The sequence below is a fragment of the uncultured Nocardioides sp. genome (genome assembly GCF_947489365.1).
GTDB lineage: Bacteria > Actinomycetota > Actinomycetes > Propionibacteriales > Nocardioidaceae > Nocardioides.
Map to the genome: position 1 here is coordinate 215,430 of NZ_CANLDB010000005.1, position 25,057 is coordinate 240,486.

Below are 25,057 nucleotides of genomic sequence, written 5' to 3' on the forward strand. Positions count from 1 at the left end.
CACCATCATGTCCAGAGACCTCACAGCTGGACGCGCTCGTTCTCTCCGCCGTCGTACCGCTCGCCCGTGACCTTGGCCTTCACCAGGCTCAGCGCGGACGAGATGCGGCTGCCGGGGGTGTCCCAGTACTCGCCCGAGCTGCCGGTGACCTTGAGCAGGACGACGGACGGGTCCTCCGGTCCCTGCGGCATCCAGGCCTCGACCCAGGGGTTCCACAGCTCCTTGGCCTTCGCGGTGTCCTCCACGACCTCGGCGGTGCCGTCGATCGAGATCCAGGTGTCGGAGGACGCCATCGTCAGGCTGACGTGGCAGTTCGCGCGGATGTGGGCGACCTTGCGGGAGTCGCGCTCGGCGAAGAACCACAGCTCCGCCACGTCGGTGACCTTCTGGTGGGCCATCGGCCGCGAGACCAGGGTCCCCGCGGGGTCGACGGTGGTCATCATGCAGATCCGCTCGCCGTCGGCGAGCTCGGTCAGGCGCTCGGTCATGCCGGTGTGGGTGCTGGTCGCGTCGCTCATGGGTCCTCGGTACCCCGCGGCACCCGCGCCAGTGGTGCGCGACGATGGGTCGATGTCGACCTCCGACGAGACCGCCGCGTACTGGGACGACCAAGCCGCGACCTTCGACGACGAGCCCGACCACGGCCTGCGCGACCCGGCGTGCCGGGAGGCCTGGCGCCGGGTGCTGACCGGGGTCCTCCCCGCTCCCCCGAGCCGGGTCGCCGACCTCGGCTGCGGCACCGGCAGCCTCGCCCGGCTGCTCGCCGAGGACGGCCACAGCGTCGACGCCGTCGACCTCGCCCCGAGCATGGTCGAGGCGGCGCGTACGAAGTGCGCCGGGCTGCCGGTGACCGTCACGGTCGGGGACGCCGGCGACCCGCCGCTGGCCGGGGCGTCGTACGACGTCGTGCTGGTGCGCCACGTCCTGTGGGCGCTGCCCGACCCCGGGGCTGCCGTACGACGGTGGGCCGGGCTGCTCGCCCCGGGCGGTCGGCTCGTGCTGGTCGAGGGCCACTGGGGCACCGGCGCCGGCCTCACCGGGGAGCAGACGCTCGCCCTCGTGTCGACCGCCCGCGAGCACGCCGAGCTCACCCCGCTGCCCGACCCGGTGCTGTGGGGCGGGCCCACGGGCGACGAGCGCTACCTGGTGCTCAGCCTGCGCTGAGCACCAGGTCGAGGCTCCGCAGACTCAGCGCGGCAGCTGGAACCGCGGGGTGCGCTCCGCGAGCGTGCCGGGGACGACCTCGTCGCGGGTGGGCAGCCACGCGTCGAGCGAGCGGGCGCCGCTCGGGCTCGTGGCGACGTCACCGGGGACGACGAACGACGTCCGCGCGAGGTCGACCGTGTAGCGCGACGTCGCGGAGGTGTCGACGTTGCGCACCCGGCTCGGCGCGGCGCCGACGAGCACGACACCCAGCCGGTGGCCGGCCTTCACGACGGTGTCGTCCGGGTCGAGCCGGACGGTGACGTCGCGGGTCCGGGCCCCGTCGAGGCGCGCCCAGCCGCGGCCGACCACCTGGAAGGGCGTGCGGCCGAGGTTGCGGGTCATCCGGAAGTAGCAGGCGTCGTCGTACGAGGTGGACTGTCCGACGCAGCTCTGCTCCTCGGTGGTGCGGGCCCCGTCGCCGGTGGCGAGGACGCGCTGGTCCAGGCCGTAGTCGACGAGCATGACGCCCACCTGACCGGTCTCGACCTCGTTCGTGACCCGCAGCTTCGCGACGGTCTCGCCGGACAGGCGGGTGTCGCGGGCCAGCGGCTCCGAGGCGAACAGCAGGCGGTTGGCCTCCGACCCGGCGGTCAGGGCGGCGGCCTCGCTCTGGTTGGGGGCGTTGAGCCACGAGGCGGTGCCGGTCGCGGCGTCGGTGGCCAGGGCGCCGTCGGCACTCGGGCGCATCACGGTGCGGCCGGGGGCGGGCCACTGCGCGGCGGTGGTCCACTCGTTCGGCCGGGTCTCGATATCGACGGCGGGCTCGTCGAGGATGCCGTTGTCGACGCCCAGCAGCTCGGAGTCGAACCAGCGGTGCAGGGTCTTCACCCAGCGGCCGCGGTCGGAGTCGAACGCGTCGACGTGACCCAGCCGGGTCAGCCACATCTTGCGGGTGACGCCGTTCGCGCCGAGCTGCTTCCACCACTTCGAGAAGTGGCGGGTCTTCACGTTCAGGTCCTGCAGGCCGTGCATCACGAAGACGCTCGCGGTGACGTTGGAGGCCTTCGTGGTGATCCCGTTGCGGTGGTCGCGCTCGGCCCAGAAGGCGTTGTAGCGACCGGTCTCGTCGTCGTCGTCCGCGGAGAGACCCTCGTACGTCGCCTCGCAGTCGACCTCCTCGGTGCGGTCGGCGGCGACGCGGCGCGACAGGCCCTCGGCGTAGTCCCAGCTGTAGGGCAGCTTCTGCGAGCGGGTGTAGTCGTACCAGGAGGAGATCGCCGAGATCGGGACGATCGTCTCCAGGCCCTCGGTGCCGAGCGCGGCGACGCCGTTGGCGATCGTGCCGTCGTACGACTTGCCGATCATGCCGGTCTTCCCGTTGGTCCAGTCGGCGACGACGGGCTCGCCGTCGGCGTCGACCGCCTCGGCGTTGCCGTTCAGCCAGTCGACGGCCGCGGCGGCGGACCCGACGTCGGAGACGCCGCCCTCGTCGACGCACCCGGTCGAGCGGGCGGTGCCGGCGAGGTCGACGGCGACGAACGCGTAGCCGCGGGGCACGAAGTAGTTGTCGTAGAACAGCGGCGTGAGCGCCGGGTTGCCGTCCTCGTCGTACGTCTTCTTCTCGGCCTCGTTGCCGCGGCCGATGGAGAGGTAGTACGGGCTGGCGTCCATGATCACCGGCACCTGCTCGCCGGCGCGGTCGGTCTCCGCGGGGCGCACGATGTCGACCGCGACGCGGTCGGGCTGACCGTTGCCGTCGAAGTCGTCGGCGAGCACGTAGACGGTCTCGCGGATCGCGCCGGCGTAGGAGTAGACCGGGGCGGTGCGCCCGTTCCTCAGCTCGTACGGCGCGTCCGCGGCGCGGACGGGTGCGGCTGCGGTGGCGCTCGTGGCGGCCAGCGCCGGCAGGGTGCCGAGCACGAGACCGGCGCCGGCGAGGGCGACGACCCCACGGGTGCGGGGGCGGGTGGGACGGGACCAGGTCATGGTCGTTCCTCACTGCGAGGGCGGCTCGGCGGTGAGGTCGTCGCACGGCCCCACGCACGGGACGCACCACGTCGACGATGGCCGAGATCCACCGGACGGACGGTGGTCCCACCCAATCGGTCGACCTCGGGAGCGTCAAGGGTCTTGACCACACCCGTACCATCCGTCCCACGCGTCACGGCGCGCGTCCCCCCACCGGACGTGTGGTCGACCCACAGTTGACCCATGGCCACCCGAGTCCGTCGCCGTTCCACCCTCGCGATGGCAGCGGGCGCGACCACGCTCGCGCTCCTGTCCCCCGTCGTCCCCGCGGCCGGCGCCCCCGACGGGGAGCCCGCCGCCGGAGGCGACGCCCAGACGCCCGCGCCGCGCCTGGCCGCGGCCCGCCGCGACCCCTCCGCCCGGGTCGCGTTCCTGCTGCGCCTCGGCGCCCAGCCGGCGCTGGCCGCCTGGCGCGAGACCCGCCGGGCCGGACGTCCCGCGGCCCGCGCCACCGACGCCGCGCGGCAGGCCGCGCAGCAGGTCGACGCCGTCCGGGGCCGGGTGACCGACGCCCTGCCCGACGACGTCGGGGTCCTCTACGAGACCACCAACGTCGTCGCCGGCGTCGCGGTCGAGGCCGCGGCGGCCGACCTGCCGGCGTTGCGCCGGCTCGACGGGGTGCGGCAGGTGGTGCCGATCGTCGAGAAGCAGCGCAGCAACGCCTCCGCCGTGCCGTTCCAGGGCGGCGACGCGGCCTGGGAGAGCTACGGCCAGACCGGCGAGGGCACCAGCATCGCCGTCGTCGACACCGGCATCGACTACACCCACGCCGACTTCGGCGGCCCCGGCACCCGCCAGGCCTACCGCCGCTCGCGGACCGCCGCGGAGCAGACCGACCCGACCGGCTTCCCCACCGACGTCGTGACCGGCGGCTACGACCTGGTCGGCGACGACTACGGCACGGGCCGCGAGCCCGCCGTCCCCGACGCCAACCCGCAGGACTGCGAGGGCCACGGCACCCACGTGGCGGGCACCGCGGCCGGTCGCGGCGTCCTCGCCGACGGCTCGACGTACGACGGGCCCTACGACACCACGACCGCCGGGCGCGACCTGGAGATCGGCCCCGGCATGGCGCCCGGTGCGGACCTCCTCGCCTACCGCGTGTTCGGCTGCACGGGCGGCACGCTGTTCGCCGCGGCCGCCGTGGACCTCGCGACCGACCCCGACGGCGACGGGGACTTCTCCGACGCCGCCGACGTCGTGAACCTCTCCCTCGGCCTCGACTTCGGCAACCTGCTCGACGCCGACAGCCTCGTCGCCGACGAGGCGTCGCGCCTGGGGGTGACCGTCGTCGCCGCGAACGGCAACGCCGGGGACCTCACCCAGGCCGGCGGCTCCCCCGGCGCCGCCGTCCGCACCCTCGCGGTGGCCTCCAGCACGGACCCGGTCTCCGTCGTCGACGGGCTCGTCGTCACCGACCCGGAGGCCCTGGCCGGCACGTACGCCGCGTCCCTGGCGCAGAACCACGACTGGGGCCGCTCCGGCTCCGGCGGTGCCGGCGCCCTGACCGGCGAGCTGGTCCTGCTGACCCAGTCCGGCAACACCGACGCCTGCGACCCGCTCGACACCGACGACGCCGCCGCGGTCGACGGCCGGATCGCGTTGGTCGAGTGGACCTCCGCCGACGACGAGCGCGAGTGCGCCTCCACCCGGATGGCCACGAACCTGACCCGGGCCGGCGCCGAGGGCTACGTGCTGGCCAACGAGGCCGACGCCACCGACGTCGCGATCGCGGGCAACCGGGCGATCCCCGGCGTCATCGTCCCGGCGCGCACCGGCGACCCGCTCCGCGAGGCCCTCGTGGCGGGCGACGAGGTCCGCCTCGGCGGCGTCGAGCCCCGGGCGGTCACGCTCGACGACGAGACCGCCGACACGATGTCGGGCTTCTCCTCCCGCGGGCAGTACGCCGACGGGCAGGTGAAGCCCGACGTCACCGCGGTCGGGGCGTCCGTGTCGTCGGCCGAGGTCGGCACCGGCGACGGCGCCCTCAGCCTCGACGGCACGTCGATGGCGTCCCCGATGGTGGCCGGTCAGGCCGCCCTCGTGCGTGCCGAGCACCCCGACTGGGACCCCGAGCAGGTCAAGGCCGCGATCATGAACACCGCCGGCGTCGACGTCACCACCGACGGCGACGGGGAGGGGACGCCGTACGGCCCGAACCGGGCCGGCACCGGCCGCATCGACGTCCCGGCGTCGCTGGCCACCGACGTCCTCGCGTACGTCGGCGCCGGGTCCGGCGCCGTGTCCGCCGGGTTCGGGCCCCTCGCGGTGCCCGTCGACGGCGGGGAGACCGAGCGCGACCGGACCCTCACCGTCGAGAACACCGGCGACGGGGCCGTGACCTACGACCTCGCCTACGTGGCACGGACCGAGGTGCCGGGGGCGTCGTACGAGGTCTCGCCGGCGACGCTCACCGTCCCACCAGGACGCACGGGGAAGGCCACGATCACGCTGCGCGTCGACCCCACCGCCCTGACCAAGCCGATCGACCCCACCACGGACCGCGAGCAGGCCGGCGAGGCGCGGCAGTACGCCGCCGCGGCCAGCGGCCTCGTCGAGCTGACGCCCACCGGCGGGACCGGGGGCGCGGCGCTCCGCGTGCCCGTCCACGCCGCACCCCGTCCGGCCTCCACCCTGGGCGTCGAGGGCGCCCGCCAGGTCGAGCTGCCCGTCCGCGGCGGCGCCCGCGGCACCGACCTCACCCTGACCGGGGAGGGGTTCGACCAGGGCGAGGACACCGACCGCACCCGCTCGCTCGTGGCGGGCTTCCAGCTGCTCGACACCAGCGAGGAGCAGTCCCGCTGCGCACCGGGCGAGGTCGTCTTCTGCGTCCCCCAGGAGGCGCGGGGCGCGGACATCCAGTACCTCGGCGCGACCACCGACGCTCCCGCCGTGGAGGCAGCCGGCGGCGACCCGCTCACCGACGGACACCTCTTCGTGGCCGTCACGACCCACGACACCTGGGACACCCCGGTCGGTCAGACCTCCGTCTCGGTCTCCCTGGACGTCGACGCGGACGGGAGGGCCGACTACGGCCTCGACTCCTACCGGGCCGGCGGCACCTCCGACACGCTCGTCGCCGAGCTGTACGACCTCACGGACTTCGAGGTCCTCGACACCCAGCCGTTGAACGGCGCGTACGGCGACCTCGACACCGCGGTCTTCGACAACGACGTCGTCGTCCTCCCCGTGGCCCTGTCGGCGCTGCCGGAGCTCACCGAGCGCGCCAGCGAGGTCCGGATCGAGGCCTACACGCCCAACTACTACGCCGCCTTCGGCCCCGGCGACGTCGCCGGCGACGTGCGCTCCGGCTTCAGCGCCGTCGACGTGCTGCGACCCGGCGTCACGCTGGCCGGCCCCGGCGGGGACGACCTGCCCGCCCCCTGGGTCGCCGCGGACGGCGGCGACGAGCTGCGCCTGGTCACCGACGGCGCGGCGTACACCCGGGCCGGCGGCCAGGGCGCGCTGCTCCTGGCGCCGCACGACGAGCCCGGCTCCACGACGACCGTGGTCGGGGCCCGCACGCCCACCGACGCCGACCTGCGGTTCCCGGACGCCCCGGCCGTGCTCGGACGCCCCGAGCCGGTCCGCGTCAGGGTCGACGCCGCGGAGACCTTCGACCCGATCACCCCGGAGCGGCCCGGCCGGGTCCAGGTCCTCCAGGGCGACGACGTCGTCGGGCAGGGGCGGCTCGGCGCGAACGGTCGCGCCGAGGTCCGGATCACCCCGGTGACCCCGGGCCGCCGGCAGTACCGGGTCCGCTACCTCGGCGACGCCGAGAACGCACCGACCGAGTCCTTCACCCGGGGCCTGGTCGTCGGCAAGCAGCGGCCGACGGTGGCGCTGCGCCGTACCGGCTCGAACGCGAACGGCGTCGTCTGGCGGGTCCGCGTCCGCGGCACCCTCGGCCCCGCCGAGGGGAAGGTCGCGCTGCGGCGGCGGTCCGGCGGCCAGGAGCGCGCGGTGCGCGTCGTCCGGCTGGACGACGGCCGCGCCCGCATCGTGGCCCCCCGCGGGCGCGGAGCGGTGTCGTACGTCGCCCGCTTCCTCGGGGAGGCCCGCTACTCCGCGGCGACCTCACCGCGCCGCCGACTGGGCTGACGCGCACCGCCCGGGCGGCTACCCGCGGGTGATGCCGGCCCGCAGGGCGCGGTCGGCGACCCGGTATCCGTCGCGGCACATGGCCCGCCACACCTCCAGGGCGACCTCGGGGGCCTCGACGGTCAGCCGGTCGATGGCGTCCGCGGAGAGGCGCAGCACCTCCAGGTCGGTGACCGCCCGGACCCGTGTCTCCTGGACGTCGTCGGTGCCGAGCGCGAGCTCGCCGAACGACGTCCCGACCTCGAGGCCCACCAGCACGCGGGCGGCCCCGTCGTCGGCGACGACCTCCGCCACCGCCCGGCCCTCGGTGATCAGGTGGACGCCGGCGAACGTCGTGCCGGCCTCGAGGACCGTCCCGCCCTCGGGGTGCCGGACCCGGTCCATCAGGGCCTCGACCGCGGGGCGGGCCTCGTCCGACAGGTCCCGCAGCAGGGGGTGCTCGTCGACCAGGCGCTGCGGGTCGGGCCGTCCGCCGCCGTGGCGGCGCAGCAGCTCGTCCTCGCACCACCGCACGGCCGCGTCGAGATCGGCGTGCCGGGCACCCTCGTCGTCGGTGCCGGCGTCCGGGTCGGTCAGCGTCCCGCGCGGGTCGACGGTGACCATCTCGGAGCCCGCCTCGCGCAGCAGCGCCCGCAGGCCCCAGATCGTCACCGCGGCGACGTCGCCGATCTCGTCGACCCGTCGTACGTCGAGGACGACGAGCTCCGGGGCGTCGTCGACGACCCGGCGGGTCACCCGCTCGGCCTCGGCGAACAGCAGGTCACCGTGAAGCTCGTAGACCATCGCCGCGTCGTCGAGGGAGTCCAGGAGCGCCCGGTCCTCCTCGGAGAGCCGGCGGCGGGAGGCCAGGCTCTGCAGCGGGTACGCCGCCCGCACGGCCGTCCGGCCGCTGCGCCCCACGTGCATGAGGTGCATCTCCATGTCGTGACTCATGCGCTCGAGCACGGTGACGCCACGGGCGGAGTTGCCGTGGACGTCGAGACGCGGCGAGAACACGGCGAGCCCGACCTGGCCCGGGAGGACCGCGACGATCCCGCCGGACACGCCGCTCTTCGCGGGCATGCCGACCGCGGAGACCCAGTCGCCGGCGGCGTCGTACATGCCGCAGGTCGCCATCACGCTCAGCGTCCGCTCGACGATGTCGACGGAGCACAGACGCGCGCCCGAGCGCGGGTGGACGCCGCCGTTCGCGAGCGTCGCCGCCATGAGGGCCAGGTCGCGGGTGTCGACCGCGACCGAGCACTGCCGGACGTACAGGTCGAGCGCCCGCTCCGGCTCGTCGCCGAGCACGTCGAACTCGCGCAGCATGTGCGCGATCGCCCGGTTGCGGTGCGCGGTGGCGAGCTCCGAGCGGTGGATGGTCTCGTCGAGGGTCAGGTCCCGGTCGGCGAAGGCGGAGTACCAGCGTCGGATGCGCTCGAAGCGGTGCTCGGTGTCGTCCCCGGCGACGAGCGAGGCGGCGGTGATCGCCCCCGCGTTGATCATCGGGTTGCGGGGGCGCCCGGTTCCCGCCTCGAGGCTGATCCGGTTGAAGCCCTCCCCCGACGGCTCGACGTCGATGTGGGTGTCGACCGCCTCCTGGCCGAGGTCGGACAGCGCGAGGGCGTAGGTGAACGGCTTGCTGATGGACTGGATCGAGTAGCGCAGGTCGGCGTCGCCGACGGCGTACACGTGGCCGTCGACGGTCGCCAGCGCCAGCGCGAACCGGTCGGGGTCGGCCGCGGCGAGCTCCGGGATGTACGCCGCCACCTCGCCCGCCGTGCCGCCGCAGGCGTCGACGATCTTCTCGAGGTAGTCCTGGACCGGGCTGCGGACGCTGCGGCGGGTCATCCGGCGACGCTACCGAGCCCGGCCGGGGCTCACCTCAGAGACGACGGCACTGGTCCTCCTTGTTCCCCTCGACGACGTTGCCGCTGCCGGTCGGGGACGGGCGGTTCTCCTTGCACTGCAGGTTGCCGTCGATCCGGTTGTCGCTGATCGTCTGCGCCCGGCGGTTCTCGAAGGACTGGACGTCGGAGCCGACCCGGTTCGCCACGAGGGTCGCGGCGCCGCCCTGGACGAGCTGGATGCTGCCGTCGACCGCGGAGCGCCGTACGACGACCTTCGCGTGGCCCTCGGCCTGCACGTTGCCCTCGACCGCGATGCGCCGCGCGACCAGCGTGCCGCCGTCGGCGACGGTGACGTTCCCGCCGACCTGGGTGCCGGTCAGGGTGCAGGTCGCGCCCTGGGGGACGCGGAGGTCGTCGACGCTGGTGGCACCGATCGACCCGCGGCAGGTGCGCTCGTCGGCGTGGGCCGGAGCGGCGACGGCGAGGGTGGACGCGGCGAGCGCGAGTGCGCCGAGGGCGGGGGCGGCGGAGCGGAGCAGGGCGGACATGGGGCCTCCTCAGGCGCTGCCGGGACCACCCCGGCGAGTGGCCCGAGCCTGACCGCCGCCCGTGAGGTCGGCGTGAGCCGCGCATGAGAGTGCTCTTACCGGACGGGCCGCGCCGCAGGCATGATGAGCCGACGAGGCGCCGACGGGCGCCGTCAGCACTCGGGGGAGCGCACATGCACAGGACCGCACGACGCACCGTGGGAATGCTCGTGGGGGCGCTCGGCGCCCTCGTGCTCGCCGGTTCGGCGCCCGCCGTCGCCGACACCGACCGCGTCACGGACGCCCGCGGTGACACCGCGACGGAGGACGGCCGCAACCCCGGCCAGCGCACCGCCGACATCCTCCGTTTCGACAGCCACCACGGCGAGGACCGTGTCGCCTTCCGCTTCCTCATGGCGGACGTCGACCCGCGCGCCACGCTGTACGCGACCGCCGTCGTCCGCACGAGCGACGGTCGCCGGTTCCAGGCGCAGGTGGGGAAGCTGGTGGACGAGCCGAGGCGCTTCCTCTGGATCTCGCGCGGCTCGGGACGCTCGATCCGGTGCCCGGACGCCGACGCCAGCGTCCGGCCGGCCACCCGGACGGTCTGGATCTCGGTGCCGCGCTCCTGCCTCGGCGAGCCCCGCTGGGTGAGGACCGGCGGCCTGGTGGAGTCACGACCTCCCCAGGGCTCCGTGTTCACCGACGACGCCCGGCGCGACGGCCGGGTGGACGAGTTCGACGTCGCGCTCGGCTCCCGGCGCCTCGCGCGCGGCTGAGGGCGTCGTCGGTTCGCCCCTCCTCCTATACTGGACAACGTCAGTCGACATTGTCATGAATGAGGAGACCATGCCCACCGTTCCCTTCACCGTCCAGACCTCCGGCACCGGCGTGGCCCAGGAGGTCACCGTCCTCGGCGAGGTCGAGCACGTCTTCCACGCCGACACCTACCCGGCGTTCGGCGGCGCCGACGCCGCCCCGAGCCCGCTGGCCTACGCCCTCGGCGCGCTCACCTCGTGCAACCAGGTCACCGCGCAGGTGGTGGCCAAGGAGCTCGGGGTGACCCTCGGCGAGCTCTCCCTCTCGGCTCGGGGCGACCTCGACCCGAGCGTCATGGTCGGCGGCGCCGAGGGCAACGCCAACTTCGACGCCGTGACCGTCGACGCCACCGTGCAGACCGACGCCGACGCCGAGACGTTCGACCGCCTCGTCAGCGAGGTCGACCGCCGCTGCCCCGTCACCCAGCTCTTCCGCCGCAGCGGGCTGGCCTTCACCAGCGAGTGGAAGGCTCTGCCTCTCTGAGATCCCGACGACGAGGGCATGGACCTCGGTCCCGCGGTCGCCTACCGTCCCGCCCATGACTTCACCTCGGGGGTCGTCCCTCGCCACCAGGGTGGCCCGCGCCACCGCCGTCCTCGCCGGTCTGCTGCTGCCGGTCGCCCTCATCGCCCCGGTCGCCGCGGAGACGCAGGTGGTGCGGGACGACGAGCGACCCGGCCACCTCAAGTCCATGACCGTCAAGCGCGGCCCGGAGCGCCTGGAGATCGTCACCTCCTTCGACGCGGCGGACGACCTGCACCAGTTCAGGCTGAGGCGCCCGGGCAGCCAACGGGTCGTGTTCCGTGTGGTGTGGCGCTCCGACACGGAGGAGACCGGCCGGGTCACCGTGAACTACGTCTACTACGACCCCTACGCCGACGAGCCGCCGCCGGGCCTCCCGGACCGCGGGGAGCGGACCTGCGACCTGCGCGACGGGGCGTCCTGGCGCGGCCCGGAGGCGACGAGGCTGGTCGTCACCGTGCCGAACCGCTGCCTCCAGGTGCGGAAGGGCATCGACGTGCCGCGGTTGTCGGTCTCCCAGAAGGCCTCGCAGGTCCGCGGCGGCGTCCACTACACGCAGGACCGTCTCGGCCCCAGCCGGCACCTCACCACCCGGTGACGGGCTGACGCGGCCGGCGGTCGCGGCAGGTGTCAGGACCGACGCGCAGAAGCCCCCGGAACGCCCCTCGTGGGGCCCGTTCCGGGGGCTTCTGCACGTTCGTCCTCGCACGGGCGAGGACGAGGGGTCTCAGCGGAAGGCGGCGTGCCCCGTCAGCGTCTGGCCGACGACGAGGGTGTGCATCTCGACGGTGCCCTCGTAGGTCAGCACCGACTCGAGGTTGTTCATGTGCCGGATGACCGGGTACTCCAGCGAGATCCCGTTGGCGCCCAGGATGGTGCGGGCGGTGCGGCAGATGTCGATGGCCTCGCGCACGTTGTTGAGCTTGCCGACGCTGACCTGCGGCGGGGAGAGCGTGCCGGCGTCCTTGCGGCGGCCGAGGTGCAGCGCCAGGAGCGTGCCCTTGGTCAGCTCGAGGCTCATGTCGGCGAGCTTCTGCTGCGTGAGCTGGAAGCCCGCGATCGGCTTGCCGAACTGCTCGCGCTGCTTGCTGTAGTCCAGCGCGGAGGAGAAGCAGGCGCGGGCGGCGCCCATGGCGCCCCAGACGATCCCGTAGCGGGCCTCGTTCAGGCAGGACAGCGGGCCCTTCAGGCCGGTGACCTCGGGGAGCACCGCGTCGGCGGGCAGGCGGACGCCGTCCAGGACGAGTTCGGAGGTGACCGAGGCGCGCAGCGACATCTTGTGGTGGATCTGCGGTGCGGAGAAGCCCGCGGTGTCGGTCGGGACGACGAAGCCCCGCACGCCCTCCTCGGTCTGCGCCCACACGACGGCGACGTCCGCGACGGAGCCGTTCGTGATCCACATCTTGCGGCCGTCCAGGACCCAGTCGTCGCCGTCGCGCTTGGCGCGGGTGCGCATCGAGTCGGGGTCGGAGCCGTGGTCGGGCTCGGTGAGGCCGAAGCAGCCGATCGCCTCGCCGGCGGCCATGGCGGGCAGCCACTGCTGCTTCTGCTCCTCGCTGCCCCAGCGGTGGATCGCGAACATCGCCAGCGAGCCCTGCACGGAGACGAGCGAGCGGATGCCGGAGTCGGCGGCCTCGAGCTCGAGGCAGGCGAGGCCGTAGTCGACGGCACTCATCCCGGGGCAGCCGTAGCCCTCGAGGTGCATGCCGAGCAGGCCCATCGCGCCGAACTCCTTGGCGAGCCCGCGGACGTCGGGGAGCTCGCCGCGCTCGAACCACTCCGCGACGTCGGGCATGACCACGTCGTCGCAGAGCTTCCTCACGGCCGCGCGGATGTCCCGCTCCTCCGCCGTGAGCTGGTCGTCGATGCCGACGATGTCGAGGGGGTCGATCTTCGCTGCCATGCGCTCGATCGTACGCCGGGACGGGCCCGGAACACCCGCCGAGGCGGAGTGGTTGAAAGCGGCATGACCACCATCGCGATCATCGGAGCCGGACGAGGACTGGGAGCGGCCGTGGCGCGCCGCTTCGCCGCCGAGGGGTACGCCGTCGGGCTGATCTCACGCCACCAGGGACGGCTCGACGCACTCGCCGCTGAGCTGGCCGAGGAGGGCGTGCGCGCCCAGGGGTTCGCCGCCGACGTGCGCGACCCCGCGTCCATCGCCGCAGCCCTCGAGAAGGTGACCGAGACCCTCGGCCCCATCGAGGTCCTGCAGTACTCCCCGCTGCCGCAGAAGGACTTCATGCGGCCTGTCCTCGAGACCACCCCCGCCGACCTCGTCGGCCCCGTCGAGTTCTCCATCTACGGCCCCGTCGCGGCCGTCCACCAGGTCGTCCCGGGCATGCGCTTCCTGGGTGAGGACAAGGGGACGATCCTCTTCGTCAACGGCGGCTCCGCCGTCAAGCCCGGCCGCAACGTCACCGGCACCTCGATCGCCTTCGCCGGCCAGGCGGCGTACGCCGAGCTGCTGCACGAGGTCCTCGGCGAGGAGGGCATCTTCGTCGGTCAGCTCATCATCGGCGGCGCGATCGTCGAGGGCGACAAGGACAAGGACCCGGCGGTCCTGGCCGAGAAGCTGTGGGACCTCCACACGAAGCGCGACACCTTCCGGGTGCAGGTCTCGGAGGACTGACCCGCGCGGCACGACGTCAGCCGAGACCGGCGCGGGAACGCAGCGCGGCGCAGGTGGCGCCGGGCCCGCCTCGCCCGCCGGTCCGGTCACGGTTCCGATGGTGACGCTCCCGCCGTAGGGGTGGCGGATCCACGCACCGCACGTGGAGACGGTCGCAGGGCGAGCCCGTCAACCGCGCTGCCCGGCCAGGTCGCCCGGCCACGTCCAGCGGGCGCCGACGGTGCCGGGCCCGAAGTGGCGGACCGCGGTCACCAGCGAGGTGCTCCCCTCCATGTCCACCGCGGACGACGTCTCCTCCCCGTCGGACAGGGTGAACGCCGTGGCCCGGAGGGGCAGGAGCGCGGAGTCGAAGCGCACCCAGACCTCCACCTCGCCGACACGGCGGGCGCAGTGCCAGAAGAACTCGGTCTCCGGCTCACCGGTGTCGGCCAGGCCGACCTGGTACTCGAACGTCGCGGTCTCACCGACCAGCAGCGGTCGCTCGAGCAGCATCTCGTAGACCATGAGCCCGATCGGGAGGTCCACGTGGATCCGCCCGATCCGGCAACCCCGGGTGCCGGTGAAGGTGACGGGCTCGCTCAGGGCCTCGCCGGCGTCGACCACGAGGGGTCGCCGGTCCACGCCGTCGCGGAGGGCCCGGATCCGGCTGCGGACGACGCAGCGGGTCTCCTGTCCGCGGGCGTCGACGTCGACGGCCACCATCACGTACTCCTCGGCCACCGCCGTCTCGGCGTCCTCGAGGCCCATCGCGGCCAGGGCACGGCTCGTCTCGTCGCCGGGCCGCACGAGGGCCGCGAGGTCGACGTAGTCGTCCGTCGCCGGGCCGCGCCGGCGGCTCGGCCCCACGCTGGCCCGCAGGGTCCCGGGGCTCCAGGTGGAGGACCTCGTCGAGACAGTCGAGGACGTCGAACGACACCGCGCCCTCCGGTGTCCGCTGCCCGGACCGCCAGTAGCTCAGCGTCGCCAGGCTGACCGACTGACCTCGGCGGGCGAGGGCCTCGCGGGTCTCCGAGAGCGTCAACCGCCGACGGTTCAACGCCTCCGTGAGGACCACCGGGAACTGCGCCCCCGCGGGCTTGCGGAGGCTCCGGAACCGGTCGCGGTCCTCGGCTCGCACCATGGGGCGGCACCCTTCCAGGCCACCGTCTCCGTCCACAACCTGCAGGGGTCCGCCCGACCCTGCGCAGAGACGGCCAGCTCCGCGGGGTCCCGCGGCGCGTCGACTTCCGCGTCGGTGCGTCTCACCCACCGAGCGCGACGTCCACCACCAGCGCGAGGTGGTCGCTGCCGCCCACGACCTCGGCCCGTGACGAGGTGACCCGCAGTCGGTGGCCCGGCGCGCGCAACGCGTGGTCGAGCTGCACGCGCGGGCCCTCGGCGGGGTACGTCGGGTGGCGGGCGAGCGGGGCCCACCCGCTGAGCCAGGCGGCCACGCGGGCGGGCATGTTGAGGTCGCCGAGCAGCACCACCGGCCCGGGGAGGCCCGACGCCCAGGCCGTGACCTCGCGCAGCTGACGACCCGCCCGCAGCGGCTCGAACGACAGGTGGGTGCTCACCACGGTGAGCGTCCCGGACGGTGCCGCGACCTCTGCCGCCAGCGCGACCCGCGGCTCGTCGGGCACCCACATCACCCGCTGCGGCGCCCCGGGCGGCAGGGGCATCGGGATCGTCACCCGGGAGCCGTCCATCCGCAGCTCGTGGAACCGGGTCACCCGGTGGCGGGTGACCAGCGCGACGCCGTACGCCGCCCCGTCGGCGCCGAGGTCCGCGGACGTGGCGGGCGCGAACGTGTCGCGGGAGCCCGGCGTCCCGAGGACGGCGGCGGCGAAGCGGTGGGTCCAGGTCTCGCCCGGTCGTTGGCAGGCGCCGGCGAGCACCGCCGCCTGGTCCTCGACCCCGCTGCGGGGCAGCCGGTGGTCGACCTCCTGGACGGCGTAGACGTCGGCGTCCAGCGCGGCGGCGTGGCGCGCCCAGGCGGCGAAGTCGTGCCGGCCGCGGTCACGACCCGAGGCGGCGTTGGCACTCACGAGACGGACCACGCCCCCTGTGTACCCGCTCCTCACCCCACCGACCGCGACACGCCGCGACACCCGCGGGGCCCGGGCTGGGCGCGTGTGGTTCCTTGGCCCCGTGAGCGACTCCCCCGCCGGCCCCCCGGTGTACCCCAGCTGGCCCAACCCCGGCCGCCGCAACCTGCCGATCCGGATCAGCACGCCGACGAACGACGCCGGTGCGCGGGCGGCCGCGCACCTGTCCGGGTTCCCGGGGTCGAAGGCGTCGCAGCATGACCCGATCCAGCCGGTCCGACCCCCCGAGGGTGCGCCGAACGTGGTGGTGGTGCTCGTCGACGACATGGGCTTCGGTGCCTCCACCCCGTACGGCGGCCCGTGCGAGATGCCGACCGCGGAACGGCTCGCGGACGGCGGCCTGCGCTACAGCCGCTTCCACGTCACGGCCCTCTGCTCGCCGACCCGCCAGGCCCTGATGACCGGCCGCAACCACCACTCGGTCGGCATGGGCGTGACGTCGGAGATGTCGACGCTGGAGCCCGGCTACACCGGCTTCCGGCCGCCGTCGGCGGCGACGATGGCGCAGATCCTGTCCGGCAACGGCTACGCCACGGCCGCCTTCGGCAAGTGGCACCAGACCCCGCCGGTGGAGGTCAACCCGACCGGGCCGTTCAACCGCTGGCCCACCGGGGAGGGGTTCGGCACCTTCTACGGCTTCATGGGCGCGGAGATGAACCACTGGTACCCCCAGCTCTACTCGGGGACCACCCCGGTCGAGCCCGATCGCCTGCCCGAGGACGGCTACCACCTCACCGAGGACCTCGTCGACCACACCATCGACTGGATCCGCGACCAGCACGCCATCACCCCCGACCAGCCGTTCTTCGCCTACCTGGCGCTGGGGGCGACCCACGGACCGTTCCACGTGCAGAAGGAGTGGCGCGAGAAGTACGCCGGCCGCTTCGACGAGGGCTGGGACGAGATGCGCAAGCAGACCCTCGCCCGCCAGAAGGAGCTCGGCCTCGTTCCCCAGGACACGGTGCTGGCGCCGTGGCCCGACGGCCTGCCCCAGTGGTGGGAGCTCTCCGAGATGGAGCGTGAGGTCGCGGCCCGCTTCATGGAGACCTACGCCGGGTTCGCCGAGCACGCCGACGTCCAGGTCGGGCGGATCACCGACGAGCTCGAGCGGCTCGGGCTCCTCGACGACACGATCTTCGTCTACATGCTCGGCGACAACGGCGCCTCCGGCGAGGGAGGGCCCGAGGGCACGCTGCGCGAGCACCTCGTCGGCCACGGCATCGCAGACGACACCGCCGACATGCACGCGCGGCTCGACTCCTTCGGCGACCCCACGACGTACGCGATCTACCCGGCGGGCTGGGCCTCGGCGATGAACACGCCGTACGCCTGGACCAAGCAGATCGCCTCCCACCTCGGCGGCACCCGCGACGGCCTGATCGTGCACTGGCCGAACGGCATCGCCGCCCGCGGCGAGATCCGCCACCAGTGGCACCACGTCATCGACGTCCTGCCGACGATCCTCGAGGTGGCAGGGCTGCCGCACCCGACGACCGTGTACGGCGTCACGCAGCAGGTCATCGAGGGCGTCTCGATGGCGTACTCGTTCGCCGACGCCGACGCCGCGGACCGGCGGGTGACGCAGTACTTCGAGATGGTCGGCAACCGCGGGATCTACCACAACGGGTGGATGGCGGTCACCCGTCACGGCACGCCGTGGCTGATGGTCGACGGCGGTGACCGGCCGTTCGAGGAGGACGTCTGGGAGCTGTACCACACCGACAACGACTGGTCACAGGCCTTCGACCTGGCGAACGAGGGCCCCGACCAGCTGCGCGCGCTGCGCGACATCTTCCTCATCGAGGCCAGTCGCCATCAGGTCTTCCCGCTCGACGACCGGGTCACCGAGCGCGAGAACCCCGCCATCGCCGGCCGGCTCGACCTGCACCACGGGCGGGACTCGATCGAGCTCGGACCCCGCACCGGCCGCCTCACCGAGGAGGCGGCGCCGAATGTCAAGAACCGCTCCCACGTCATCACGGTCCCGCTCACCGCGGGCAGCGACGCCGACTCCGGGGTGCTGGTCGCGCAGGGCGGGCGCTTCGGCGGCTGGTCGCTGTACGTCGTCGACGGCCGCCCGACGTACGCCTACAACTGCTACGGCCGCGAGCTCACCACGGTGCGGTCGGAGGAGGCCCTCCCGGCCGGGGACCACGAGGTGACGATGCGGTTCACGTACGCCGGCGGCCCGCCCGGCGACGCCGCCGACGTCGCCCTGGAGATCGACGGGCGCGAGGTCGCGACCGGTCGCGTCCCGCAGACGACGGCGTACTACTTCGCGTTCGACGAGACCCTCAACGTCGGCGTCGACCGCGGCGCCCCGGTGACCGACGACTACGCCCCGGTCCACAACCGCTTCACCGGGACGGTCCACGGCGTCCGCTTCGACCTGGACACCCAGATCGAGCTCGGCGAGCAGGTGAAGCGGCAGCTCACGCGCCTCGCGAACGACTGAGCCGTACGAGGTCTCGACGACGCGGACTCGCTGCGCTCGTCGGCTGCTCGACCACCTGGACCGGACGCGGACTCGCTGCGCTCGTCGGCTGCTCGACCACCTGGGTGGAGGTCTCAGGCCTCCTCGAGGTCCGCGCCGCCGACCTGCGGGGCGACGGTCGGGACGTCGGGGACGGCGGCGGGGAGGTCGAAGGCGAAGACGGTGCCGCCGCCGGGGGCGGGCCGGCACTCGATGTGGCCGCCGTGCCGGACGACGACGGTCTTGCAGATCGCGAGACCGAGACCGGTGCCGTCGTAGCGGGCGTCCGTGGCGTGCGCGCGGTGGAGGCGCTCGAAGACGAGGCTGCGCTCGTCCTCGGGGATGCCGATGCCGTTGTCGCGGACCTCGACGGCAACGCGGTCGCCGACCCGGCGGGCGCTGACGACCACCTCGGGTCGGACCCCGGGCTCGACGTACTTCACGGCGTTGCCGAGCAGGTTGGTGAGGAGCTGACGGAGCATCTCGGGGTGCACGGAGACCACGGGCAACTCGTCGGCGTGGGTGACGACCGCGACGTCCGTCAGGTACTGGACGACGTCGTCGACCGCGAGGTCGAGCGGGACGGCCTCCAGGTCGGCGGCGCTCAGCAGGCCGCCCTCGGCCGACGCCTGGTGGAGCAGGTCGGTGATGAGCTCCTGCATCCGCAGGGCGGCCACCCGGGCGCGGTCGAGACCCGCCAGGGCGACCGGGTCGTCGGTCTCGGCGGCCATCTCGATCCAGCCCCGCAGCGCGGTCAGCGGGTTGCGCAGGTCGTGCGCGGCGGTGGCGGCGAACTCGGCGAGCTGGTCGGCCTGGCGGCGCTCGTCGGTGACGTCGCGGTAGACGACGACCGAGCCCGCCGCGGCGCCGTCCTCGGTGGCCAGCCGGTCGGCGGTCACGGACAGGGTGCGGCGGGTGCCGTCCTCGAGCTGCAGCACGATGTCCTCGGGACCGACCCGTCCCTCGGAGATGGCCCGAACCGACGGGTGCTCGGAGGGGTCCAGCACCCGGCCGTCGGGGGCGGTGACCACGTAGTCGGCGGCCTGCACGCCGTCGCGCGTGCCGGCGGGCGTGAGGTCGAGGATCTCGCGGGCGGCGGAGTTCGTGCGGACCACGCGGGCGTCGGCGTCGAGGACGACCATGCCCTCGGCCATCACGTCGTTCACGGTCTCCAGGAACTGCGCGCGTCGTCCCTCCTCGCGACGGGCGGTCTCGAGCTCGGCCAGGACGGCGTCCCGCTGGTCGCGGCTGCTGCCGATCGCGAGGGAGATCGTGAGGAGGGTGACGAGGAACGCCTGCATCGTCAGGGCGTCGAGGTCGCTCGGGGGACCGTCGAGCGGTCCGCGGCCGAGGGCGACCAGCCCGAAGGCCAGCACCCCGGTGAGCAGCACCTGGGCTGCGGCCACCACGGTCGGGAACCGCAGCGCACACCAGACGCTGGTGCCGATGAGCAGGAACGCGAGGGGCTGACCGCCGTCGAGGTCGATCATCCCGAAGGCCGCCACCGCGGCGAGGACGACGAGGCCCAGCTCGGGGAGGCGCCGCCGCGGCGGCAGCACCCGCCTCCCGGTCAGCACCGCGTGGAGCAGGAGGTGCCCGGCCGTGGCCACCAGCAGCATCCCCGCGAGGTTGCGGCCCCACCAGACGGCCACGAACACCGCCGTCGGCGTCTCCCCGGCGACGGTCAGGGCCGCCGCCGCGGCCAGCGCCCCCGCGAGGGTGGAGCCCGCCACCACGACGACGACGCGGGCGAGCACGGCCGGGTCGGCGATGGTCCGGTCGCCACCGGCGCCGAGCAGCGACGGGCACCAGCGACGCAGGGCCGCCACCGCGACGACGGGCTGGGCGAGGGCGGCCGTCGTCCCCGCCGCGGCCATCCCGGGCGAGGCACCCGTCAGCAGGTGCAGCACCGCGCTGCTCAGCCCGATCCCCGCCATCGCCGCCGTTGCCCACCCCGCGCCCGGCCGAACCAGCAGCCACAGGGCCCCGACGCCCGCCGCCGGCCACACCAGGGCCGGGCCGCGGTCGGCCACCGCGGTGGATCGACCCACGACGACCAGGACGACGTACGCCGCCGCGAAGCACCAGAAGGTCCAGGCGGGGACCACCGGCGCTGAGGGCCGCAGCGCTCGCTCGTCGTGCACCTGCACCTCCGGTCCAGACCACGCACCAGGGCCCGAGAGGTGCGACACCGTCAGAGTAAAGCCAGCCGGGGCGACCACGTCAGCGTTTTCGGGGCCACCGGTGCCGGCGCCTCCGGGAGGTCCTCAGCCCTCCGCGCGCATGAGGGCGAGCCGGTCGAGGAGCGTCTCGAGGGTCTCCTCGAACTCGGCGGCCATGTGGTCCTCGCTCAACGGGTCGGCGAGGGCGGCCACGGTCGGGAACTCGGCGAGGCTGCCCGCCGGGACGGAGCCGTCGTCCACGACGTCGAGCGGGCCGACGTCGGCCCCGCGGCCGGCGACCTCCAGCAGCAGGGTGCCGAGCAGGAAGCCGGTGAACGCCCGGTACGCCTGGACGGCGGCCGGTCGCGTGAAGCCCTCGGCGATCAGCGACGACAGGAAGATCTCGACCCACCGCAGGTCGCGCAGCGGCGGGCGCAGCCAGGGAGCCTCCGGAGGCCGGGACGCGACGAGCGGGAAGCACATGGGGAACTGCAGGGCCACCCGTCGTACGCCGTGGGCGAGGCGCTGCAGGAAGTCCTGCCACCCGTCCTCCGGGGAGGACCGGACCTCGGGGTCGACGGCCATCGTCCCCATGATCTTCTCGACCACGGAGTCGAGGACGTCCTCCTTGCCGGGCACGTAGCGGTACAGCGACATCGCCTCCACGCCGAGCTCGCGACCGAGCCGCCGCATGGACAGCCCGGCCAGGCCGTTCGCCTCGATGAACGTGACGGCGGCCTCGATGATGCGGTCCCGGTCCAGCGGCACCCGCGCGGACGGCAGACCCGCGCCCGCGAGGAGCGAGACGTCCGGGTCGGGGGTGCTGTCGGCACCGGACTCGCGCTCGGAACCCATGACGACCCCCTCTCGACCTGTCCACCGTATCGGGAGCCCGGGGCGGGTGGGCAAGGATGGAGCGATGACCGAGTCCCCCGACGAGCGTGCGTGGCGACGGGACCGGCGGGCCGCCGTACGCCGCCACCACCCGGACGTGGGGGGCGACCCGGTGGCCCTGCAAGCCGCCCTGGCCGACGTCGACCGGCGGCACGGGCGCGGGCCCGCGACACCGACGGCACCGCGCCGGGTCATCGTCGTACGACGCTCGCCGCTGCGGCGGCTCGTGACCGGGGTGCGCCGGCGGATCCCCACCGGCTGGCCCGGGCACAGGACCGGCCGCGACCTCGACTGAGATCGCGGCCAGCCTGCCTGGCGCCGTGGGGGTCAGAGCGGGGGTCCGGTCACGGCGTCGGGTTCTCCTGGTTCGGCGGGAACCGCAGCGGCGGCAGCCCGGACAGCCCGGGCAGCACCGGCAGGTTGCCCACCTCGGGCGGGATCGGCAGACCCTCGGGCGGGCCCTCCCGCAGCGGCGCGAGCAGGTCGGGACGGGTCCCGTCGTCGGGCTCGCCGGCCGGCTCCTGGGTGGCCGGCAGGTTGCGGGTCTCGTCGCAGCCGAGCAGCGTCACCTCGAGCGGGGTGTCCGTGCGGGCCGTGACGTCCACGTCGCAGGTCACCCCGGCGCGCTCGACGTCCACGGTGATCGCGCGGATGTTCGCCGCGGTGATCTCCAGCTCGTCGCGCACCGGCGTCGGGACGGTGGTGGTGTCCCGCTGCTCCAGCAGGTAGGGGTTCACCGGGGAGAAGGTCCCGGACTGCACGTCCGCCGAGGCGGCCGCCGGGGCGGTCGGGGCGTCGTCCACCCCGAGCCCGCGGCTCTCCACGTCGACCTGGCCCAGCGCCCGCTGGTCGGTCTCGATGTCGGAGACCCAGTAGGCGCGGTCACCGACGAGCCCGGCCTCCGGGTCGTCCATCATCGGGTTGCGGACGTACGACACGTGGTGCGGGTCCACCGCGCGGGGCTCGTCGTCGAGGAACTCGGTCGCGAGGTCCCACATGCCGTTCTTGCACATCACCAGGTGCTCGGCGGCGGCGCCGACCCAGCTGACGAAGCGGTAGTCGTAGTGGCCCTGCGCGTAGAGGTCGGCGCGCTTGCGGGTGATGTTGTAGGGGATGAAGTCGTCGTTGACCCCGGCCCACTCCATCACCGGCTGGTTGCGCCGGCTCGGCAGCAGCGCGCTGATCTGCGAGCCCGGTTCGTGCTTGGTCAGCGTGTCGGCGGGCAGGCCGTCGGCGACGCCGTTGGCGCCGGGGAACGACGCCGCCAGGTCGAGGCCGTCGCAGATGAAGGCCTTGCTGAACACGTCGGGGAACTGCAGCGACAGCTTGTTGGCGCCGTACGCGCCGGAGGAGAAGCCACCGGCCGCGGTGCGCTCGACGTCCAGGTCGTAGTGACGCCGGGCGTCGGCCAGCGCCTCGAAGACGGTGGAGCCCGACTCGCCGTAGAACCACTGGTCGTTCCCGCGGGCGTCGACGTCGATGACCATCGTCGGGTCGCCGGCCTCGTCGGCGAAGGAGCGGTACAGGTCGCGCGGTCCGGCGACGTCGTCCTCGGGCCGCAGGGCGTAGCCGTTGGTCCACACCAGCGACGGGTAGCCGGTCGCAGGCGCCTCCTGCTCGGGGACGTAGACCATGTAGCGCTGCATCCGGCCCGGCAGGTCCGGGACGCAGTCGTCGCGGCAGACCCAGCCGAACTGGAGGCTGGCGCCCTCGCTGCCCTCGCCGGTGCCGGTCTGCAGGCCGCCCTGCTGGGTGCCGGACCCGGCCGGCGGGCCGCCGGGGTCGCTGGGGAGTCGCCGGCCCTGGGCCTTCTCGGACTTCGTGGCGAAGACCCGGGTCATGTAGCCCGAGGTGGGGACGCCGCTCTCGTCGTCCTCGCCGGCGGCGAGCTTCGCGAAGTCGACCTCGGCGACGAAGTCGGTGAGGTCGCCACGGTTGATCGCGCGGCGCTGCAGGCCGTTGCGGTACGGCGCCTCGAAGGGCTCGTCGAAGCGGAAGGCCGAGTCGAAGAACACCGAGGGCGTGTCGTCGCCGACCTCGGCACCGCCGGGCTGGGTCTCGGTCGCGGTGGTGGTGGGCTCCAGGTAGCGGTCGGCCTCGGCGTCCCACAACCCGGCGGCGAGCCGGACGGGGACGTCGGTGCGCTCGCCCGGGTCGAAGGCGGAGTCGGGGACGACGATCTGGACCTGGCGGCGCTCGAGGTCCACGGTCACGTCGGCGGAGCCGAGGTCCTCGCGGGTCGCGGCGTCCGTGATGACCGAGCTCTCACCGTTGACCGTCACGTACGTCTCGGCGGGCATGACCGTGTTCGAGCCGAACGGCGCCTCGGAGCGCTCCTCGGCGTCGCCGAGCGCGAGGGTGAGGCCGGTGAGGTCGGGGTCGACCATCGTGTTCATCGTGACGCGGACGGCGGTGCCGCCGTCGACGGGCTGGATCCGGGCCTCGAGGATGTCCGCGGCGTTGCGCCGGTAGTCGGCGGCCTCGGGGTAGGTGTACCCGCGCAGCAGCGTGTCGTTGGGCCAGCGGTACTGCGGCCCGCCGCCCTCGTCGTCGTACACGCAGCCCTGGTGGACGTACTCGCCCGCCCGGTAGGCGCTGGTCATGCAGATCCCGATCGGGTCCGCGTCCCAGATGCCCGTGTTCTGCAGCTGGGGCGCGTCGACGGGCCCGGCGCGGAGGACGTCGGGCCCCGCGGGGCCGACCTCCTCGGGGGTGGGGGCGTCCTGGGCGAGAGCGCCGACGGGGGCGGCGGTGGCCGGCCCACCCGGGGCGGTCCCGAGGAGCCCGGCGGCCAGCACGGCGGCCAGCGCTCCGGTTCCGGGGCGACGGTGTCTCATGAGGTCCTCCGCGCACGACGGCTCCGGTCGCCCGCGCCCCGATGCGCGGGTCCTGAGAGGCCGGAGCCCCGTCGTGACGGATGCCACGCTAGATCCGACATGACACTTTGACAATCGTGCACCGAAAAGTTGTTACACGTCGGGACTTTCGATCGACCGGCCGACGACGGCCGCGACGTGCTCGCGGGCGGGCGGGCCCAGGCGCCGGTGGACGTCGGCGAACAGGCGGTGCGCCTCCTCACCGGGCCAGCCGTCCGGGCGGACCTGCTCCGGCAGGCGGGGATCCAGGAACGGGAAGTGTCGGAAGGTCGCGATGAGGTCGGTGCGGGCGACGAGGGCGTCGGCCCCGGTCAGGTCACCGGCGCGCCCCTCGAGGTCACGGTGCTGGGCCACGAAGGCGTCGTACTGGGTGGCGAGGTCGTCGAGGTCCCAGCACCGGCGGGCGAGGTCGCGGTCGTGCTCGAGCCCCCGCGAGCGGCAGCGCAGGACGTCGACCCGGTCGGTCCGCCGTACGGCGTCGAGGGCGTCGACCTCGGCGGTCCGCTCGCCCGGCGCGAGCCAGGTGGACGTGCTGAGGCTGCCGAACCCCAGCCACGCCAGGCGTTTGCGGAGCTCGTCGCGCTCGGCCCGCTCCGCCTCGGAGAGCTGGTAGATCACCATCGTCCACCCGCCGTCCCACGCGACGGCGGGTGGCGCGAAGATCCGCCGGCGGCCCTCGTCGAGGACGCCGAGCATCTCGTCGCTGAGCGTGTAGACGGTCTCCCGGCCCTCCCGGCGCGACGTGAACCACCCCTCGCGCCGCAGCCGCGACAGCGTCACCCGCACCGTCGCCGGCGCCACCCCGAAGTCACCGAGCAGGCTCGTGAGGTGCCCCAGGCGCACCTCGGCGTCGGTGTAGCGCAGGTAGTCCCCGAACAGGTCCAGGATCAGCGAGCGGGGCGTGGCCATCCCCCCATCCAAGCCGAGTCGGCCCGAACTCACGCCGCACAGCCGCCGAGTC

19 protein-coding genes are annotated in these 25,057 nt (G+C 74.1%); 8 read left to right on the forward strand and 11 right to left on the reverse strand.

Annotation, left to right across the window (positions count from 1 at the left end):
- Positions 1 to 20 precede the first annotated feature (20 nt).
- Entirely contained in the window at positions 21 to 518 is a 498-nt protein-coding gene (locus Q0858_RS15455; protein ID WP_299056207.1) for a pyridoxamine 5'-phosphate oxidase family protein, read from the reverse strand.
- 52 nt (positions 519 to 570) lie between these two features.
- Between Q0858_RS15455 and Q0858_RS15460 the strand changes: the two genes are divergently transcribed.
- Positions 571 to 1,164, forward strand: a complete 594-nt coding sequence (locus Q0858_RS15460) for a class I SAM-dependent methyltransferase (protein WP_299056209.1) — start codon at positions 571 to 573, stop codon at positions 1,162 to 1,164.
- Between the two features lie 24 nt (positions 1,165 to 1,188).
- On the opposite strand, the gene Q0858_RS15465 is transcribed toward Q0858_RS15460, so the two are convergent.
- Positions 1,189 to 3,132: a CocE/NonD family hydrolase gene (locus Q0858_RS15465; protein ID WP_299056212.1), complete on the reverse strand. Its 1,944-nt coding sequence runs from the start codon at positions 3,130 to 3,132 to the stop codon at positions 1,189 to 1,191.
- A 225-nt stretch (positions 3,133 to 3,357) separates the two neighbouring features.
- On the opposite strand from Q0858_RS15465, the gene Q0858_RS15470 reads away from it, so the two are divergent.
- Complete coding sequence (locus tag Q0858_RS15470) at positions 3,358 to 7,275, forward strand: S8 family serine peptidase (protein WP_299056214.1); 3,918 nt, start codon at positions 3,358 to 3,360, stop codon at positions 7,273 to 7,275.
- A gap of 18 nt (positions 7,276 to 7,293) precedes the next feature.
- On the opposite strand, the gene glsA is transcribed toward Q0858_RS15470, so the two are convergent.
- Both glsA and Q0858_RS15480 read right to left on the reverse strand, forming a co-directional pair.
- The gene (gene glsA, locus Q0858_RS15475) at positions 7,294 to 9,105 is read right to left on the reverse strand and encodes a glutaminase A (RefSeq protein ID WP_299056216.1); all 1,812 of its coding nucleotides are present in this window, start codon (positions 9,103 to 9,105) and stop codon (positions 7,294 to 7,296) included.
- Between the two features lie 34 nt (positions 9,106 to 9,139).
- A complete protein-coding gene (locus Q0858_RS15480) occupies positions 9,140 to 9,652 on the reverse strand; it encodes a hypothetical protein (protein ID WP_299056218.1) in 513 nt (170 codons plus the stop codon).
- Positions 9,653 to 9,849: 197 nt separating this feature from the next.
- On the opposite strand from Q0858_RS15480, the gene Q0858_RS15485 reads away from it, so the two are divergent.
- From Q0858_RS15485 to Q0858_RS15495, 3 genes are all read left to right on the forward strand, one after another.
- Positions 9,850 to 10,410, forward strand: coding sequence for a hypothetical protein (locus tag Q0858_RS15485; protein ID WP_299056221.1), 561 nt, complete (start codon positions 9,850 to 9,852; stop codon positions 10,408 to 10,410).
- Between the two features lie 70 nt (positions 10,411 to 10,480).
- Positions 10,481 to 10,933 (forward strand): OsmC family protein, encoded by a 453-nt coding sequence (locus Q0858_RS15490; RefSeq protein WP_299056224.1) that lies wholly within the window; start codon positions 10,481 to 10,483, stop codon positions 10,931 to 10,933.
- Between the two features lie 55 nt (positions 10,934 to 10,988).
- A complete protein-coding gene (locus Q0858_RS15495) occupies positions 10,989 to 11,570 on the forward strand; it encodes a hypothetical protein (protein WP_299056226.1) in 582 nt (193 codons plus the stop codon).
- A gap of 129 nt (positions 11,571 to 11,699) precedes the next feature.
- Here Q0858_RS15495 and Q0858_RS15500 read toward each other — a convergent pair whose 3' ends face one another.
- The gene (locus Q0858_RS15500; RefSeq protein WP_299056229.1) at positions 11,700 to 12,875 is read right to left on the reverse strand and encodes an acyl-CoA dehydrogenase family protein; all 1,176 of its coding nucleotides are present in this window, start codon (positions 12,873 to 12,875) and stop codon (positions 11,700 to 11,702) included.
- Positions 12,876 to 12,938: 63 nt separating this feature from the next.
- Between Q0858_RS15500 and Q0858_RS15505 the strand changes: the two genes are divergently transcribed.
- Positions 12,939 to 13,604: an SDR family NAD(P)-dependent oxidoreductase gene (locus Q0858_RS15505; RefSeq protein ID WP_299056232.1), complete on the forward strand. Its 666-nt coding sequence runs from the start codon at positions 12,939 to 12,941 to the stop codon at positions 13,602 to 13,604.
- A gap of 168 nt (positions 13,605 to 13,772) precedes the next feature.
- Here Q0858_RS15505 and Q0858_RS15510 read toward each other — a convergent pair whose 3' ends face one another.
- Both Q0858_RS15510 and Q0858_RS15515 read right to left on the reverse strand, forming a co-directional pair.
- Positions 13,773 to 14,450 (reverse strand): hypothetical protein, encoded by a 678-nt coding sequence (locus tag Q0858_RS15510; RefSeq protein ID WP_299056234.1) that lies wholly within the window; start codon positions 14,448 to 14,450, stop codon positions 13,773 to 13,775.
- Between the two features lie 395 nt (positions 14,451 to 14,845).
- Positions 14,846 to 15,643: an endonuclease/exonuclease/phosphatase family protein gene (locus tag Q0858_RS15515; protein ID WP_299056236.1), complete on the reverse strand. Its 798-nt coding sequence runs from the start codon at positions 15,641 to 15,643 to the stop codon at positions 14,846 to 14,848.
- Positions 15,644 to 15,734: 91 nt separating this feature from the next.
- Here Q0858_RS15515 and Q0858_RS15520 point away from each other — a divergent pair, with 91 nt between their 5' ends.
- The gene (locus Q0858_RS15520) at positions 15,735 to 18,146 is read left to right on the forward strand and encodes an arylsulfatase (protein WP_299056238.1); all 2,412 of its coding nucleotides are present in this window, start codon (positions 15,735 to 15,737) and stop codon (positions 18,144 to 18,146) included.
- Between the two features lie 113 nt (positions 18,147 to 18,259).
- Here Q0858_RS15520 and Q0858_RS15525 read toward each other — a convergent pair whose 3' ends face one another.
- Both Q0858_RS15525 and Q0858_RS15530 read right to left on the reverse strand, forming a co-directional pair.
- Positions 18,260 to 20,308, reverse strand: coding sequence for an ATP-binding protein (locus Q0858_RS15525; RefSeq protein WP_299056240.1), 2,049 nt, complete (start codon positions 20,306 to 20,308; stop codon positions 18,260 to 18,262).
- 123 nt (positions 20,309 to 20,431) lie between these two features.
- A complete protein-coding gene (locus tag Q0858_RS15530) occupies positions 20,432 to 21,181 on the reverse strand; it encodes a TetR/AcrR family transcriptional regulator C-terminal domain-containing protein (protein ID WP_299056242.1) in 750 nt (249 codons plus the stop codon).
- 64 nt (positions 21,182 to 21,245) lie between these two features.
- Between Q0858_RS15530 and Q0858_RS15535 the strand changes: the two genes are divergently transcribed.
- Positions 21,246 to 21,515, forward strand: coding sequence for a hypothetical protein (locus tag Q0858_RS15535; protein ID WP_299056244.1), 270 nt, complete (start codon positions 21,246 to 21,248; stop codon positions 21,513 to 21,515).
- A 49-nt stretch (positions 21,516 to 21,564) separates the two neighbouring features.
- On the opposite strand, the gene Q0858_RS15540 is transcribed toward Q0858_RS15535, so the two are convergent.
- Both Q0858_RS15540 and Q0858_RS15545 read right to left on the reverse strand, forming a co-directional pair.
- A complete protein-coding gene (locus Q0858_RS15540) occupies positions 21,565 to 24,057 on the reverse strand; it encodes a hypothetical protein (RefSeq protein WP_299056246.1) in 2,493 nt (830 codons plus the stop codon).
- Between the two features lie 132 nt (positions 24,058 to 24,189).
- The gene (locus Q0858_RS15545) at positions 24,190 to 25,005 is read right to left on the reverse strand and encodes a PaaX family transcriptional regulator C-terminal domain-containing protein (RefSeq protein ID WP_299056248.1); all 816 of its coding nucleotides are present in this window, start codon (positions 25,003 to 25,005) and stop codon (positions 24,190 to 24,192) included.
- Between the last annotated feature and the right edge of the window lie 52 nt (positions 25,006 to 25,057).

Bases quoted from the DNA above. Each gene is read 5' to 3' on its own strand.
- Q0858_RS15455 (WP_299056207.1), bottom strand. From the start codon at position 518: ATGAGCGACGCGACCAGCACCCACACCGGCATGACCGAGCGCCTGACC.
- Q0858_RS15460 (WP_299056209.1), top strand. From the start codon at position 571: ATGTCGACCTCCGACGAGACCGCCGCGTACTGGGACGACCAAGCCGCG.
- Q0858_RS15465 (WP_299056212.1), bottom strand. From the start codon at position 3,132: ATGACCTGGTCCCGTCCCACCCGCCCCCGCACCCGTGGGGTCGTCGCC.
- Q0858_RS15470 (WP_299056214.1), top strand. From the start codon at position 3,358: ATGGCCACCCGAGTCCGTCGCCGTTCCACCCTCGCGATGGCAGCGGGC.
- glsA (WP_299056216.1), bottom strand. From the start codon at position 9,105: ATGACCCGCCGCAGCGTCCGCAGCCCGGTCCAGGACTACCTCGAGAAG.
- Q0858_RS15480 (WP_299056218.1), bottom strand. From the start codon at position 9,652: ATGTCCGCCCTGCTCCGCTCCGCCGCCCCCGCCCTCGGCGCACTCGCG.
- Q0858_RS15490 (WP_299056224.1), top strand. From the start codon at position 10,481: ATGCCCACCGTTCCCTTCACCGTCCAGACCTCCGGCACCGGCGTGGCC.
- Q0858_RS15495 (WP_299056226.1), top strand. From the start codon at position 10,989: ATGACTTCACCTCGGGGGTCGTCCCTCGCCACCAGGGTGGCCCGCGCC.
- Q0858_RS15500 (WP_299056229.1), bottom strand. From the start codon at position 12,875: ATGGCAGCGAAGATCGACCCCCTCGACATCGTCGGCATCGACGACCAG.
- Q0858_RS15505 (WP_299056232.1), top strand. From the start codon at position 12,939: ATGACCACCATCGCGATCATCGGAGCCGGACGAGGACTGGGAGCGGCC.
- Q0858_RS15530 (WP_299056242.1), bottom strand. From the start codon at position 21,181: ATGGGTTCCGAGCGCGAGTCCGGTGCCGACAGCACCCCCGACCCGGAC.
- Q0858_RS15535 (WP_299056244.1), top strand. From the start codon at position 21,246: ATGACCGAGTCCCCCGACGAGCGTGCGTGGCGACGGGACCGGCGGGCC.
- Q0858_RS15540 (WP_299056246.1), bottom strand. From the start codon at position 24,057: ATGAGACACCGTCGCCCCGGAACCGGAGCGCTGGCCGCCGTGCTGGCC.
- Q0858_RS15545 (WP_299056248.1), bottom strand. From the start codon at position 25,005: ATGGCCACGCCCCGCTCGCTGATCCTGGACCTGTTCGGGGACTACCTG.